General features: G+C 45.9%; 14 protein-coding genes. 8 read left to right on the top strand and 6 right to left on the bottom strand.

Going from position 1 to position 12401, the window contains the following annotated elements:
• On the bottom strand, nucleotides 1-897 hold an 897-nt coding region (locus ACH10T_RS08320; protein ID WP_394808838.1), incomplete at its 3' end, for a transposase.
• 218 nt (nucleotides 898-1115) lie between these two features.
• Here ACH10T_RS08320 and ACH10T_RS08325 point away from each other — a divergent pair.
• The 4 genes from ACH10T_RS08325 to trmB all read left to right on the top strand — a co-directional run bounded on the left by ACH10T_RS08325 (nucleotide 1116) and on the right by trmB (nucleotide 3842).
• Nucleotides 1116-1400, top strand: a complete 285-nt coding sequence (locus ACH10T_RS08325) for a hypothetical protein (protein ID WP_394808839.1) — start codon at nucleotides 1116-1118, stop codon at nucleotides 1398-1400.
• A 665-nt stretch (nucleotides 1401-2065) separates the two neighbouring features.
• Complete coding sequence (gene thiS, locus ACH10T_RS08330) at nucleotides 2066-2269, top strand: sulfur carrier protein ThiS (protein WP_013965108.1); 204 nt, start codon at nucleotides 2066-2068, stop codon at nucleotides 2267-2269.
• Between the two features lie 48 nt (nucleotides 2270-2317).
• On the top strand, nucleotides 2318-3142 hold the full coding sequence (locus ACH10T_RS08335; RefSeq protein ID WP_394808840.1) for a thiazole synthase: 825 nt from the start codon (nucleotides 2318-2320) through the stop codon (nucleotides 3140-3142).
• 34 nt (nucleotides 3143-3176) lie between these two features.
• Nucleotides 3177-3842 carry a tRNA (guanosine(46)-N7)-methyltransferase TrmB gene (gene trmB, locus ACH10T_RS08340; RefSeq protein WP_394808841.1) on the top strand — a complete coding sequence of 222 codons (666 nt, stop codon included), beginning with the start codon at nucleotides 3177-3179 and terminating at the stop codon, nucleotides 3840-3842.
• A 63-nt stretch (nucleotides 3843-3905) separates the two neighbouring features.
• Here trmB and ACH10T_RS08345 read toward each other — a convergent pair whose 3' ends face one another.
• From ACH10T_RS08345 to ACH10T_RS08365, 5 genes are all read right to left on the bottom strand, one after another.
• A complete protein-coding gene (locus ACH10T_RS08345) occupies nucleotides 3906-5105 on the bottom strand; it encodes an HD-GYP domain-containing protein (protein ID WP_394808842.1) in 1200 nt (399 codons plus the stop codon).
• Nucleotides 5106-5310: 205 nt separating this feature from the next.
• The gene (locus ACH10T_RS08350; protein WP_394808843.1) at nucleotides 5311-5679 is read right to left on the bottom strand and encodes a hypothetical protein; all 369 of its coding nucleotides are present in this window, start codon (nucleotides 5677-5679) and stop codon (nucleotides 5311-5313) included.
• On the bottom strand, nucleotides 5676-6983 hold the full coding sequence (pepP, locus tag ACH10T_RS08355) for a Xaa-Pro aminopeptidase (protein WP_394808844.1): 1308 nt from the start codon (nucleotides 6981-6983) through the stop codon (nucleotides 5676-5678). Before pepP ends, ACH10T_RS08350 begins: the two co-directional genes overlap by 4 nt.
• Before the next feature lie 40 nt (nucleotides 6984-7023).
• Nucleotides 7024-7722 carry an N-acetylmuramate alpha-1-phosphate uridylyltransferase MurU gene (murU, locus tag ACH10T_RS08360; RefSeq protein WP_394808850.1) on the bottom strand — a complete coding sequence of 233 codons (699 nt, stop codon included), beginning with the start codon at nucleotides 7720-7722 and terminating at the stop codon, nucleotides 7024-7026.
• 19 nt (nucleotides 7723-7741) lie between these two features.
• Nucleotides 7742-8746, bottom strand: a complete 1005-nt coding sequence (locus ACH10T_RS08365; RefSeq protein WP_394808845.1) for an aminoglycoside phosphotransferase family protein — start codon at nucleotides 8744-8746, stop codon at nucleotides 7742-7744.
• Nucleotides 8747-8969: 223 nt separating this feature from the next.
• On the opposite strand from ACH10T_RS08365, the gene ACH10T_RS08370 reads away from it, so the two are divergent.
• The 4 genes from ACH10T_RS08370 to ACH10T_RS08385 all read left to right on the top strand — a co-directional run bounded on the left by ACH10T_RS08370 (nucleotide 8970) and on the right by ACH10T_RS08385 (nucleotide 12209).
• A complete protein-coding gene (locus ACH10T_RS08370) occupies nucleotides 8970-9290 on the top strand; it encodes an accessory factor UbiK family protein (RefSeq protein WP_394808846.1) in 321 nt (106 codons plus the stop codon).
• A 77-nt stretch (nucleotides 9291-9367) separates the two neighbouring features.
• Nucleotides 9368-10879 carry a YifB family Mg chelatase-like AAA ATPase gene (locus ACH10T_RS08375; RefSeq protein ID WP_394808847.1) on the top strand — a complete coding sequence of 504 codons (1512 nt, stop codon included), beginning with the start codon at nucleotides 9368-9370 and terminating at the stop codon, nucleotides 10877-10879.
• A 305-nt stretch (nucleotides 10880-11184) separates the two neighbouring features.
• Nucleotides 11185-11358 carry a CsbD family protein gene (locus tag ACH10T_RS08380; RefSeq protein ID WP_394808848.1) on the top strand — a complete coding sequence of 58 codons (174 nt, stop codon included), beginning with the start codon at nucleotides 11185-11187 and terminating at the stop codon, nucleotides 11356-11358.
• A gap of 278 nt (nucleotides 11359-11636) precedes the next feature.
• The gene (locus ACH10T_RS08385) at nucleotides 11637-12209 is read left to right on the top strand and encodes a BON domain-containing protein (RefSeq protein WP_394808849.1); all 573 of its coding nucleotides are present in this window, start codon (nucleotides 11637-11639) and stop codon (nucleotides 12207-12209) included.
• The last annotated feature ends 192 nt before the right edge of the window (nucleotides 12210-12401 follow it).

Here is a 12401-nt window from a genome sequence, read left to right on the forward strand (position 1 = left end):
ATCAATGGTGCCAATCTCGCCCGCCAACTCTGAAGCACAGATCACAGCGAACCCTGGAATACTGTCAATTAACTGCGCAGCTTGGGATTCTTGCATTAACATCTTGCAACGTAATTCCAATGCTTTTATGTCGTTTTTGAGCGCCAGGATACGCCGGGCATCTTCAATGATCATCTCGCCGACCCATTCCACTTCATGACTAAATGATGCATGCGATTGCCATGCGACAATACTATCGGCGTACTTGCGACCCACACCGGGAATCTTTAGCAAGGTAGATACGCGTAGACGCGATAGCTTGGTCAATTCGTCAACGCTGGTGATAAAGCGTAAGAACCAAAGATTATCTGCATCTTTGGTGATGTCCAGCAGGCCGGGGCACACTGCGTGAAGATCGCCCTGAAGACGACTTTGCAGGCGGCTCTTTTCATCCACCAAAGCACGACGACGGCGACTCAGCCGTTTGAGCATGTCGTTTTCCCGTGGGGTCGGCATAATTTCCTGAAGAACGTCTTTAGCCAATGGCAGGTAATCCCGCAGTTGGAATAGCTCCAGGCCTTTGCAAGCATCAATGCGGTCATTCTTGGCCGCAGCCGGAAAAGTTTCCTTAAAGCGAGCCAGCTTCAGATTGTTGATGTTGTAGAGTTCATAACCGCGTACTTTCACCAGCCTGTCCAAAGGGCGGGCATAGCCATTGTAGCCTTCCATTGCTACCGCTACCGCACCACCATGGCGTTGTCGATGATGTTCAATACGTTCAAAGAATTGTTTAAAACCTTCCGGGCGGTGGAGAATGGCAAACTCATCCAGTACATCGCCATTGGACAAGCCTATCGCCACACTATGCTGACGACAACCAATATCAACACTGACATAAATTTGTGGAGAATTGTTCATGATCATGGGGCCTCCGTACTATTACAACTAAACCGATAAATCATCCGTCGGTCTCGTCTACATACAGAGCCACAATCTACTGATCGGCACCATCCCGAACGACACACCGGATGACGCAGGAGGACGGGGACGGCATTTCAAGTCTAGCGAACCAGAATCCCAGCCGCTGACCCCATGAGCCACACCCCCGTCCGTTTGCTATATTAAACTATGGTTCTGTGGCCTGGCATCCTGCAAAATACGATGGTAGACACCGTTTTTCTAAACAACTGCCCGCCAGACCGGATGAAATCAACAAAAAAGGCACCGCGCAAGCCTGGATACTGGCTCGCGCCGATGGTGCTTCACTGGCCATCGTGTCCGCAAAAGATGCCGCATCACTCGAAGCACTGATACGCCCATTACCGCATTACGGGCGGCAGAGTTATATTGCGTTTGATGGCCGGGGAGCGATTGAGAAAGGGATTTGGCCGATGCAGGTGCAGCAGGTGGTAGTTGAGTGATAACTTAGTGGGTGATTGTGAAGGAATTTATGTTTTGGGTAACTCGCGATTCGGTATCTGACTCTGGTTTTTACTGCGATTAGATATTCTTGATTCTAGACCTGACACTGTTTTTTGCTGTTTTTTGCTGTTTTTTGTTCTGAATTTTCGTTAGGTAACGTCGATTATTCTGTTTTCACGATAAAGTTGCTAAAAAAATTCTAATTTTAATCATTTTTTCAAGACTTAATAATCTTTATTGGCATATTCGCAGAGATCTATGGAAGCATAGGGCCAGGTCTCGAATTGAGAATATAGCCGATGAATTAAGTAGGGAGTGTAAATAATTTTGACTAAATGGTTATTTTGTAGGAAGTTGCTTGCAAAATATCCGGCGCATTTTAAAATGAAGTTGATACATATCCAGGTTTCCTTTTCTTAGGGAAGCTCTGAGTAACCCACCTTTGTCATTCCCAACGTAGCGAGGAATCTTCGGGAATCAACAGTATAGATTTCTCGCTATGCTCGAAATGACAGTTATCCAGAGACCCCATAGGTAGCACTGAGCCGACTCGAAGGGATATTCATAAATTTCTCAAATGTCCATTCCCCACATGATAAAATTCATCCTGATTTTTAATTGTTCATCTGGCTAACCTGAAATATCAATCCCAGCTTTATCATCAATGATACAACTCACCATTAATGGACAACCGCAGCAATTTGAGTCGCCGATTAACGTGACGCAGCTTATCGACCATCTTGCATTGCACGGCAAACGCATCGCCATCGAACGCAATGGCGAGATTATTCCGCGCAGCCAATTCTCGGAACAAATTCTGGTTCATGGGGATCAGTTGGAAGTTGTTGTCGCAGTGGGCGGCGGTTAAATCCCGCGCTATTTAACAAATATACCTTGGGTACAAAAAAAGAATTTCATGGATAACTTAGTGATTGCCGGCAAGACATACACGTCCCGCTTACTGGTCGGCACAGGGAAATACAAGGATTTCAACGAAACCCATGCAGCCGTTGAAGCCAGTGGCGCTGAAATCATTACGGTCGCGATCCGGCGGACGAATATCGGGCAGAATATCAACGAACCTAATCTGCTGGATGTTTTGCCGCCAGCGCAATATACCTTACTGCCCAACACGGCGGGCTGTTATACCGTCGAGGACGCGGTGCGCACACTGCGCCTGGCACGCGAATTACTGGATGGGCACAGTCTGGTCAAACTGGAAGTGCTGGGTGATCCTAAAACACTTTATCCGAACATGGTAGAAACGCTTAAAGCGGCGGAAATCCTGATCAAGGAGGATTTTCAGGTAATGGTGTACACCTCGGATGACCCGATTATTGCCAAACAACTGGAAGAAATGGGTTGTGTTGCCGTCATGCCGCTGGCTTCGTTGATTGGCTCTGGCATGGGCATTTTGAATCCGTGGAATCTGCAGATTATCATCGACAATGCCAAAATCCCGGTATTGGTCGATGCGGGTGTCGGCACGGCATCCGATGCAACCATTGCGATGGAACTGGGTTGCGATGGCGTGCTGATGAACACGGCCATTGCTGCAGCCAGAAATCCGGTATTGATGGCATCCGCGATGCGCAAAGCCGTTGAAGCCGGACGCGAAGCGTATCTGGCCGGACGCATGGCGAAGAAACTCTACAGTGCCAGTCCCAGCTCACCCACGGATGGCGTCATCGCCCACTCGGACACCGTTACAAAAAAATCTGCAACAGGTAAACCGTCCTAATTAACCGTACGCACACCGCCAATTTTATCCGTCGATGCAAAAAACCATCCGCAGCTTCGTTCTTCGTCAAGGGCGCTTATCCAATGCACAACGCCGCGCCTGTGAAACATTACTGCCCCGGTTTGGTATTCCATTTAGCGAGAACCGGCTAGATCTGGATCAAGTTTTTGGCCGCCCGGCACCAAAAATTCTGGAAATCGGATTCGGCATGGGCGAGAGCACCGCGACTATCGCAAAGGCGCATCCTGAAAATAATTATCTGGGAATTGAAGTGCATACGCCCGGAGTCGGCAGTCTGCTCAATCAAATCGAGCATCTCGAATTGACAAATTTACGCATCATCCAACATGATGCCGTCCAAGTACTGGAACACATGCTGCCCGCAGAATGTCTGCAGGGTATCCATATCTTTTTCCCCGATCCCTGGCCCAAAGCCAGACACCACAAACGCCGATTGATCCAATCGGCTCTGGTTACTCACTTGTGTGAACATTTAAAAACAGGTGGGTATATCCATGTGGCTACCGATTGGGAAGACTATGCCATACAAATTCTGCAGGCTTTAAGTCAGGAACCGCAACTCGCCAACACCGCAGCAAATTATGCGCCCCGACCGGAATATCGGCCATTGACCAAGTTTGAGCAGAGAGGACTCAAGCTCGGGCATGGCGTGTGGGATTTGATCTTTCAGAAAAATTGAATTACCGGTGTTTTATAGCAGATAGTTTTTTAACGGCTTGTAAAGCGCAGAGAGTTGAACCACTCATATTCCTTGTATCTTATTAATATCAAAACTCCATTTAATCGAGTCTTCAATATTTTCAATACTGTCTGTTCCTTTTGATAAATCTAAAATTTCTACTGGAATATGCGCATTCGCTCGCGTAGAAAAGAAAATCTTAATAATGGGTGCTGTCAATTTCTTTTGGGATTGTTCAATCACCACGCCCAATCGCCCGGATTTAAGCTTTACCAAAGTACTGGTCGGATAAATACCAATTGTTTTAACAAAAGCCTGGAAAACCTTTTCATCAAAATGTCCGGCCCATGTCGCCATTTTGTGGATTGATTCAGCAGGCGACCAAGCGGGCTTGTAACAGCGGCTTGAAGAAACAGCGTCATAGACATCACAAACCGCCCCCATACGTGCAAACAAAGTAAGCGCATCACCGGATACTTTTTTCGGATAGCCTTTTCCATCCACACGTTCATGATGATGCAAGCAAACATCCAAAGCTGTTTCATGCACTTGATAACAGGACTTAAGTATTTTCCAGCCGAGTTGTGGATGGCTTTTGATAATTGTAAACTCTTCATCCGTCAATCTTCCTGGCTTATCCAGTACTTCACTGGGAATCGCCATTTTCCCGATATCATGGAGTAACCCGGCAACGCCAGCTTGTCTAAGCTGCTCACCACTTAACCCCAATTGTCTTCCCACTGCAACCATCAGCATACAAACCGCAACGGAATGTAAGTAAGTATACTCATTGACAGTTTTTAGCCGAATCAGACTGAGTAGCGCGTTAGAGTTCCGCTCCATGGATTGATTAATCTCATCAACCAATGATACTGCTTCTTCGATTTCAAGCGCTTTACCCATACGAGCATCACTGAACATGGTCATAACCGCTTCTTTTGTCTTTTTATGTATTTTTTTAGCGATGCCCAGTTCCTCATCAACCGAAACTTTCTTAGGCGGACGTGGTGTTTCAGTTTTTGGTTCGTCTGAATCAGGATTAACAACATTTGCAGTTTGCGTTTGTTCGCTTATGGCAATATCGAGGCCTTTACTGGTATCAATCCATATTTGATCGAGGGTACAACTCAGGAGCTTATCCAAGTCTTTCTGTTGATCCAGCAGGAATGATTTTCTCCAAAACGGATGCTCTAACCAATTCCCCTTAATTTCATGAATATACATTCCCAGTCGAAAGTCACCAGCTTGCACTTTTTTTATCATAAAACTCAATATCGAAAGTAGAGAAGAAACGGCGGATTCAGGAATCTACCACCCCAGCTTATGCTGACAAATTAAATCAAAATACTTCAACGGATCCTGAGTTTTAAAATGGTCTCATTAGTAACGGTCAATCCAAGAATTTATAAAGTAATATAATGACTCCATGCCATTTTTGCTTTAAATTTCAGAGATGAATCATGCGGCTTTAGTGTTTCTTTTGTTCAGTCCGATGAACTTCCGTTTCCTCAATAATTTGCGCATCTTCGATGATAATCGTTTGATCCGATTTAGCTTTCCGGTCTATATCATCGGGTTGTTGCATGGCATTCTCAATTTTTCTGCGCAGCCACCAGAAGCGTATTCCAACCACCACGACAGCCACTGCAAGTAAAGCAAGGAAAGCCGCAAAAAAGAAAACGCCCAATACAACCATAAGCGCAACAACCGGGATGAGTATTGCAATGGTAATCCAGCGGTTAACCGGAGAAATCGGCACACGGTGAAATTCTCCTGATTCATTCTGACGGTATTCAGAAACCTGGCTGATAATTATTTTCCTTTCTTCATCGTTCATTGCATCAGCTCCTCTATTTCGGCTATGGTTTTGGGTGCTGCAAACGTCAAAAGTTCATGGCCGGTTTGTGTGACAATCACATCGTCTTCGATGCGTATCCCGATATTCCAGAAATGTTGCGGAACATTATCCGCCGGGCGGATATAACATCCCGGTTCAACAGTCAGCACCATGCCGGGTTGCAGCAATCGCCAATCGCCCTTTTGTTTGTATTCACCGGCATCATGCACATCCATTCCCAGCCAGTGCCCGGTCCGGTGCATATAAAAACGTTTGTAATCTCCTGATTCCAGCACAGCATTCACGCTGCCCTGACATAATCCCAGATCAATAAAGCCTTGCGCCAGTACATGCAATGCAGCTTTATGCGGGTCGTTCCAGTTATTTTCCGGTTTCACTTGAGAAATTGCCGCAGCCTGTGCAGCCAAAACCAGTTGATAAACGTCCTTCTGCACAGCACTAAACTTTCCGTTGACCGGGAATGTTCGCGTAATGTCCGATGCATAGCCGTCCAATTCACAACCGGCATCAATCAGTAATAAATCACCTGATTTCAACTCGGCATTGTTCTCAACATAATGTAACACGCAGGCGTTGGCGCCGCCGGCAACAATGGACGTGTAAGCTGGCGCTTGCGCACCGTGCCGGTAGAAGGTGTAAAGCAATTCCGCTTCAATCTCATACTCACGCATTCCCGGACGGGTTGTCTGCATCGCACGCTGATGCGCCTGGGTCGAGATATCTGCCGCCCGCTGCATTATTTGTAATTCATCCGTCCCTTTAATCAGACGCATTTCATCCAGTACTGCACGGCAATCATGAATTTCACCCGGCGCAACCATACCTGTGCGCGATTGTTCTCGCACCCGGTTTAACCAGCCGACGATGCGTTGATCCCAGTTATAATCCTGCCCTAATGCGGTATAAACAGCAGGCTGATCCGCCAACAGTTTGGGGAGCAGTTCATCCAGTTTGTCAATCGAATACGCTTCATCAAAACCAAAAACCTCTTTGGCAGCTTCCGGACCATAGCGAAAACCATCCCATATCTCTCGTTCCATGTCTTTTTCGCGGCAAAACAAAACATGCTTTGCCGGTGTTTTTTCTGTCGAAGCGATGATCACCAGCACAGACTCAGGCTCGCGAAAACCGGTCAAATAATAAAAATAGCTATCAAACCGGTAAGAATAATGTGCATCCCGATTACGTACCCGTTCCGGAGCCGTTGGGACAATAGCGACACCGCCATGCATTCTGGATGCCAAAAGCTGCCGGCGCGCGATAAAAGGTTGAATGTGTGTCATAGCTAGATACTTTGAATTTTTAGACTGCGTCCGTTGTTGGTCATTCTAATTGAGACTTGAGTTGCTGATCCAGTAATTCAAGCCGCTCCGGTGTTCCCACATCAACCCATTGCCCGGAAAAATATTCCCCGCTTACTTTCCCCGCTTGCATTGCCTGCCGCAGCAGTGGCGCCAGTTTTGCCGGCAAACCTGGTTTTATTTCGTTAAAAAACTGTGGTTGATAAATACCGATACCGCTAAAAGTCAGTCTGCTGTCCCCAGTCAGTATCACCTGATCGCTCTGCAACGCAAAATCACCTTCAGCATGATGCGGTGGATTGTCGATCAACACAAGGTGCGCAAGCTGCTGGTTAGCGTTTGATTGCATCGTACGCATTGTCGGTAATAGCGATACATAATCCATTTCACAATAAATATCCGCATTAACAACCAGAAAAGGCAAGCTACCGGATTGACCCGTCAAGAATGGCAAAGCATTAGCAATCCCGCCTGCGGTTTCCAATACAACTTTCTCAGACGAATACTGAATGTTAACACCATAGTGTTCACCATTACCCAAAGCATTTTCGATCATTTCACCAAGATACGCATGGTTGATCACGATATCGATAAAACCTGCACGTGCCAGATTTTTTAACTGATATTCGATTAATGCGTGCCCCCCCGCCTTTAACAAAGGCTTCGGCAACGAATCGGTGAGCGGACGCATGCGCTCTCCGCGTCCTGCCGCGAGAATCATGGCTTTATAGAAAAAACTATTAGAAGGTGTAGCCAATTTTCTGGTCTGATTCAGCCGGGTTCAGCTCATCCAACAAGTTAAGCAACAGATGAAGTTCCCGATAACGCTTACAAGTTTTACGCAAATATTCCATCACCAGTGGCATATCATTTAGATAATTCTCTTTACCATCGCGGTAATACAGGCGGGAAAAAACCCCCAAAATCTTAATATGCCGCTGCACGCCCATCCATTCAAAATCTCGGTAAAATTCCGCAAAATCAGTGGACACAGGTAATCCGGCTTTGCGGGCTTTTTCCCAATAACGAATCATCCAATCCAGAATTCGCTCCTCATCCCACCGGATATAGGCATCCTTAAATAACGATACCAAATCATAGGTAATCGGGCCAACCACGGCATCCTGAAAATCGATAATACCTGGATTGGGAGATGTCACCATCAGATTACGCGAATGAAAATCGCGGTGTACCAATACTCTGGGTTGTGCAATATTGTTTTGTATAATTCGCGTAAAAATTGACTGCAGAACGACCTGCTGTTTTTCCGTTATAGCTACCCGCAAATGTTTCGCGACATACCAATCCGGAAACAAGTTGAGTTCTTTCAGCAATAATGCCTCATCGTAACCGGGTAAACCTTCCATCTGTTGCGACAACTGCAACTTAATCAGCGCATCAATCGCATCGGCATAAAGCTGATCAGCGCTATCCATTTGATTATTGAGTGCTTGCAAGAAAGTCGTATTACCCAAATCAGACAGTAATAAAAAACCCTGACCCAGATTTTGCGCCACTATTTTTGGCACGTGCACGCCGGTCGCAGCCAGAATCTCCGCCACTTGTAAGAATGGCGTGCAATCCTCCTGTTGCGGCGGTGCGTCCATAGCAATCAGCGTTTGATCCTTAAAGGAAACACGGAAATATCGCCTGAAACTGGCATCAGTAGAGGCAGGTTGCAAAGTAAACGGCTTATCCGGAAATTGCTCCTTCAGCCAATTTTCAAGTAATTGTATACGTTCCATTTATGTATCCGGACAATTAACCGTTAATCAAAAAGACAATTCTCCAATGCATCATTGATCAGAGGGAGTAGCATGGCAAAATAACCCTTGCTTCTTAATACTGGAACCCTTCTCAATAACAGTGGATAATCAGATCTTGTAAAGCTTTATCACATTCCGAGATTTTATCACGTCACTATCATCAGCTGATCAGGTGCTGGATCAGTCAACAAGGAGAACAACGATGCTTAATAAAAACGTAATCGACGAAATCAATGCCAAAGTCAGCGAAGTACTGCACAACAGTCCGGCCAAAGACATCGAGAAAAATGTCCGGATGCTGTTAGCAGGTGCTTTTACACGGCTTGATTTAGTCACACGTGATGAGTTTGATGTACAACAGGAAGTTTTACAACGCACCCGAGAAAAATTAATGGTCCTCGAAGGTAAAGTTTCCGAATTGGAAACATTGTTGAAGAAATCTACCCGCCTATCAGGCGATCATCATGCGTCCTCTCATGCGGCAGAAGCAAAGCAGGATAATGAAGATATGCATGAAAAGTAAGTTTATTTAACTTATCTTTTGTTATCTTTAAGTTAATTCCTGTTCGTTCCAGCACACCCAGGATTACTAATTCTCAAATGTCACTTGCTGTCCTGTATAGCCGCGCACTTTCAGGGATACAAGCGCCGTTGGTGACGGTGGAAACGCATATCGCCAACGGCTTACCCAGCTTCACTATTGTCGGACTCCCTGATACGGAAGTTAAAGAAAGCAAAGACCGCGTCAGGGCCGCATTGCAAAATGCACAATTCAAAATTCCCGCACAGCGCATCACCATCAATCTGGCGCCTGCCGATCTGCCCAAAGAAAGCGGGCGTTTTGATTTACCCATCGCACTGGGAATTCTGGCAGCTACCGGACAAATTCCAAAAGACAAATTGGATCAATATGAATGGGCTGGCGAGCTCGCTTTAACCGGGGAATTGCGCCCGATCCATGGCGCACTGGCGATGACATATCATGCATCCCAATCCGGCCGAAGTTTTGTGTTACCCCAGCAAAATGCCGCGGAAGCTGCACTGGTAAAAAACGCCACCATTTATGCAGCCAGATCACTGTTACAGATCTGCGCGCATCTGAGTGGACGCGAGCCCTTACAGATTTACAAAAATCAAATAGAAAATAATATTGAAACAGGCGATTCAGCTTACCCTGATTTTGATGAAATCAAAGGCCAAACCCATGCAAAACGTGCACTGGAAATAGCCGCTTCCGGTGGTCATAGCCTTCTGATGATCGGCCCGCCTGGCACCGGAAAATCCATGCTGGCCGCACGCTTTCCCAGCATTCTTCCACCCATGACCGAAGCGGAGGCACTGGAATCTGCAGCCATACAATCGCTCAGTTACGGCAGTTTCAATACCAACAATTGGAAACGCCGCCCTTTCCGTTCCCCGCACCACACCGCATCCGGCGTGGCACTAGTGGGCGGCGGCAGCCACCCTCGCCCAGGCGAAATTTCACTAGCGATGCACGGCGTATTATTTTTGGATGAATTGGCAGAGTTTGACCGCAAAGTACTTGAGGTACTGCGCGAGCCGCTGGAATCTGGAAAAATCACCATTTCCCGTGCAGCACGCCAAGCCGAATTTCCAGCACAATTCCAACTGATTGCGGCAATAAATCCATGTCCCTGTGGCTATTTAGGCCATCCCTCCGGTAAATGTCATTGCACTCCCGACCAAGTTGCCCGCTACCGCGGAAGGATTTCTGGTCCATTGCTGGACCGTATCGATATGCAAATTGAAGTTCCCGCAGTACCGCAGGAAGAATTGATGCGTCAACGCATAACCGGTGAAAAAAGCAGCGTGATCAGAGCACGTGTAACAGAATCACACCAACGACAACTTGATCGGCAAGGAAAAACCAACAGCCGCTTGAGCGTCAAAGAAATCGACCAATATTGCGCTTTGGACACCGCTAGCGAAAATCTGTTGAAACAGGCAATTAGTCGTTTAGACCTGTCCGCCCGGGCGTATCATCGCATTCTGAAAGTAGCGCGAACGATTGCGGATTTATCGGGTGCCAAGAAAATCAATAATCAGCATATTGCTGAAGCGATTCAGTACCGTAGGTTAGATCGACAATAGGTTTCATTTTGCATCATCTTTTAAAACTAAATTAGAAAACCTGATATTGGTCTTGATTCTTCATTCTGGACCTGATACCGAGATACATATACTGAATCGCTCTGGCCTAACCATTTAATGTTAATAGTAGGCAACTTCGTCACAGGCAAAAATTATTTTGAGCACTATGTTACCGAGCGCACAGAAGCACAATCACTTCCTCAGTAGAATAAAACGCATCACAGGTAGATTAGTAATGTGACTCGTAGCACGCGAACCGATGCCGGTTCGTTTTTAGATGTTTCAACTGATATGAGGAGTTCACCATGAATAAAGATCAAGTAAAGGGCGGAGCAAAAGACATCGCCGGAAAAATTCAGGAAGAAGCTGGTAAACTGGTTGGTAGCAAAGAGCAGCAAGCCAAAGGGCTGGAAAAACAGGTCGAAGGCAAAATACAGCAAGGTATTGGTGATTTAAAAGAAACCGTCAAGAAAGTTTAGCAATACCAGCCGCGCAAACATCAAGATCGTTTTTTTAGTGTGCGCGGCACAATTACATAAAGTATCGATAGTACATTTCTGCTTCGTTTTCAGGGGGAAATTTACAAACGATTCCTCCGATGTCGAGTTGTATATCTTGGCAGATGACCGCTCCCAAGCATTCATTACCACACACTGTAAGTACCATCATCCTAACCAATAATCACTTTGCTCCTAACATCATGCTGATCTGTCAGCCCGGGGCTATGAGTAATTTATTCAATTCTGGAGAAAAAATCATGAATATCAAAAATAAATTCATTGTTCTGACTATCACGCTTGCCGGCAGCTTGTCTCATGCAGCGTATGGAGAGGACAAAAACCAAGGATATCAGGCTAAGCCTGACACTACGGTTGGAACACAAATCAATGACAGTGTCATCACTACAAAAGTAAAATCTGCACTGCTTAAAGACACCGGTCTGGAAAGTTTGGATATCAAAGTCGAAACACGTAAAGGCGAAGTTCAGCTGAGCGGTTTTGTGCACAGCCAGAGCCAAATTGATCGTGCCGTCATGATTACCCAGAAGGTGGAAGGTGTCAAACAAGTCGATAACAAAATGGACATAGAGACTAAAGATACCAGCGTAGGTGACAAGATCAATGACGGCGTCATTACGACTAAAGTAAAAGCCTCGTTCTTCAGCGATTCGATTATCGAGAGTTCCGATATCAGTGTAGTAACACGAGATGGGGAAGTCCAACTCAGTGGATTTGTAGAAAACCAAGCGCAAATGGACCGGGCGATCGAACTCACAGGAAAAATTGCTGGCGTAAAAAAAGTCCTCAACGAAATGAGCATCAAGAAGTAAGCATGCTCCTCCCTTTTTGCTCAGATCGCTTTATCGTTTCTGAATTTTGATAAGAGGCAGATAAACAATCCTGCAGCAAGCTGATGGGGAGTTTATCTAGGGCCTGTTGACATTTTAAGATAACTATTTAATAAATAGAAACAAACTTGTAATATAGGTATTCCTATAACACCAATAAAACAAGTTTGCGAT

Source organism: Nitrosomonas sp., assembly GCF_043753625.1.
In the GTDB taxonomy this organism is placed as follows: Bacteria; Pseudomonadota; Gammaproteobacteria; order Burkholderiales; family Nitrosomonadaceae; genus Nitrosomonas.

Excerpts from the sequence above, each read along its gene's own strand:
- thiS (WP_013965108.1), top strand. The coding sequence starts at position 2,066 with ATGATACAACTCACCATTAATGGACAACCGCAGCAATTTGAGTCGCCG.
- ACH10T_RS08335 (WP_394808840.1), top strand. The coding sequence starts at position 2,318 with ATGGATAACTTAGTGATTGCCGGCAAGACATACACGTCCCGCTTACTG.
- trmB (WP_394808841.1), top strand. The coding sequence starts at position 3,177 with ATGCAAAAAACCATCCGCAGCTTCGTTCTTCGTCAAGGGCGCTTATCC.
- ACH10T_RS08345 (WP_394808842.1), bottom strand. The coding sequence starts at position 5,105 with ATGATAAAAAAAGTGCAAGCTGGTGACTTTCGACTGGGAATGTATATT.
- ACH10T_RS08350 (WP_394808843.1), bottom strand. The coding sequence starts at position 5,679 with ATGAACGATGAAGAAAGGAAAATAATTATCAGCCAGGTTTCTGAATAC.
- pepP (WP_394808844.1), bottom strand. The coding sequence starts at position 6,983 with ATGACACACATTCAACCTTTTATCGCGCGCCGGCAGCTTTTGGCATCC.
- murU (WP_394808850.1), bottom strand. The coding sequence starts at position 7,722 with ATGATTCTCGCGGCAGGACGCGGAGAGCGCATGCGTCCGCTCACCGAT.
- ACH10T_RS08365 (WP_394808845.1), bottom strand. The coding sequence starts at position 8,746 with ATGGAACGTATACAATTACTTGAAAATTGGCTGAAGGAGCAATTTCCG.
- ACH10T_RS08370 (WP_394808846.1), top strand. The coding sequence starts at position 8,970 with ATGCTTAATAAAAACGTAATCGACGAAATCAATGCCAAAGTCAGCGAA.
- ACH10T_RS08375 (WP_394808847.1), top strand. The coding sequence starts at position 9,368 with ATGTCACTTGCTGTCCTGTATAGCCGCGCACTTTCAGGGATACAAGCG.
- ACH10T_RS08380 (WP_394808848.1), top strand. The coding sequence starts at position 11,185 with ATGAATAAAGATCAAGTAAAGGGCGGAGCAAAAGACATCGCCGGAAAA.
- ACH10T_RS08385 (WP_394808849.1), top strand. The coding sequence starts at position 11,637 with ATGAATATCAAAAATAAATTCATTGTTCTGACTATCACGCTTGCCGGC.